Consider the following 1,683-nt stretch of genomic DNA (forward strand, 5'->3'; position numbering starts at 1 on the left):
CGCCAGCCGCTTGAGTTCCTCAAAGACCGGCGCGCAGCTCGGCGCCGCGTCGAGTACGATGTCCCACTGCGTCGAGGCGGGCAGCGGAATCCCCACGCAGCCCTGCAGCTTCGTGAGGCGGTTGAACGGAAAGCCCCCGCCGTACCGGAACAGCGCGATCATCGCCGCGGCGCGCTCATCGTATTTGCGCCGCCCCACCCCTTCCGGCGGACGGGCCGGGAAGACCTTACCGCACGCGCCGCAGCGCAGCTTCTCGCACTCGAAAATCGTCGCGTTCAGCGGCGTCTGTCCCGTCACCCGCACCAGAATCCCGGGACGATCCTTCTGCTCGTAGACGTTGCCCCGGCGGCAACCCGGGCAGCGGTCGCCGTGCGCGAGCCGTGCATGGGGCACGCGCACGGTTTTCGCGTTCACGTAGGCGGCGGCCCCGTTGCGGCCGTGCCCCGGCTTCGCCTCGCGCGACGGCGAAGCGTCCGTCTTCTTCGGCCGGCCCTCCTGCCCGGCGAGCGCCACGCGGCTCTTTTCGCTCGAAGGACCGAAGATCATCCGCCTCAGCCGCGCAAGGCTTGCCTTCTTTTCCGCCAGCAGCCTGACCACCGTGAAGTAGGCGCGCACGACTGTCTCGATCGTCGCGTAGACCTCCGACGGCAAGCGGGGCTTCGCAGCCGTCAGCGCCGCTTCGATCTCATCCTGGGACAGATCGAGCCGCTCCATGGTTTGCTTCACGCAGCCGCCCGCAGAAGCTCCCGGAAATTCTTGTCGAGCGGATAGCCCAGCACGTCCTTGATCGACCGGTTGGGTTTGCCCGTCTGGTCGTCCTTGCCTCGCCCCGTCGTGCGGCCCAGGAAGACCCAGTTCGCCGCGTAGTAGCAGGTCCCCTTGTAGCGCGTCGGATCGACGAAGGTCTCGACCAGATGCACCGGATGCCCGTAGACCTTCTCCCAGTCCGCCGAAAGCCGGCGAAGCACGCGCCCCAGCACGTGCGAGGCCAGATGCGGCACGCGCACCCAGGGCAGGACCAGGAAGCGCGGGTTGTAGGCCACGAGGCGCACGTTCGCGCGGCGTTGCGGGGGCGTCCAGCCGATGAAGCGGTCCCGCGGGCCGAGGTGCCGCGGCGCCGACGAGAAGGCCACGGCCGCCAACGGACGCTCCCCGGGGCCGAACACCAGGTACTTCAAGTGCGCCCCCACCGGCCGCACGTAGCCCAGGTAATGGTGGTGCTGGATCAGGCTGTCGAAGATCGCCTCGTAGGGCGTGCGCCGCACCAGGCGGAACTCGAGCGGCTGAAGGCCGGCCAGACCGCCCTCGACCGGCGAGGCGTCGAGTAGCATGGGCTCGGGCGCCCGACGCCGCACGATGTTGTTTGGCACGATCTTGCGCCGCGGCGGCAGGACGAGGTGGCCCGCGCGCTCCAGCGCCAGCATCAGACCGCGGGCCAGCACGTCGCAGGGGGCTCCGTTGGCCTGCTTCCAGTCCCAGGCCTCGCACAGCAGTTGCGACAGTCGGCAGCGGCTCGCTTCGGGATGGCGCGCGATCAGCGCGCGGATCGACGCGACGTCCTCTTCGGACAACTCGCGGCCTCGGTACTTGAGCAGGACCCGGCGCTCCCCGGACATAGGGAGAGGGTAGCTAAAGCGCCGCTTCGAACGCAAGGGGCGGAGCGGGAACTTCCCCGATCCGCCG

At 69.4% G+C, this 1,683-nt stretch carries 2 protein-coding genes; both read right to left on the reverse strand.

Annotated elements, in window-relative coordinates:
• A partial coding sequence (locus tag AB1781_11375) for an IS66 family transposase (protein MEW5705167.1) occupies positions 1-714 on the reverse strand: 714 nt, incomplete at its 3' end.
• 8 nt (positions 715-722) lie between these two features.
• Positions 723-1,616, reverse strand: coding sequence for a DUF4338 domain-containing protein (locus AB1781_11380; protein ID MEW5705168.1), 894 nt, complete (start codon positions 1,614-1,616; stop codon positions 723-725).
• Between the last annotated feature and the right edge of the window lie 67 nt (positions 1,617-1,683).

The sequence above is a fragment of the Pseudomonadota bacterium genome, assembly GCA_040752895.1.
In the GTDB taxonomy this organism is placed as follows: Bacteria; Pseudomonadota; Alphaproteobacteria.

Coding starts and splice junctions, on each gene's coding strand:
- AB1781_11380 (MEW5705168.1), bottom strand. CDS start 1,616: ATGTCCGGGGAGCGCCGGGTCCTGCTCAAGTACCGAGGCCGCGAGTTG.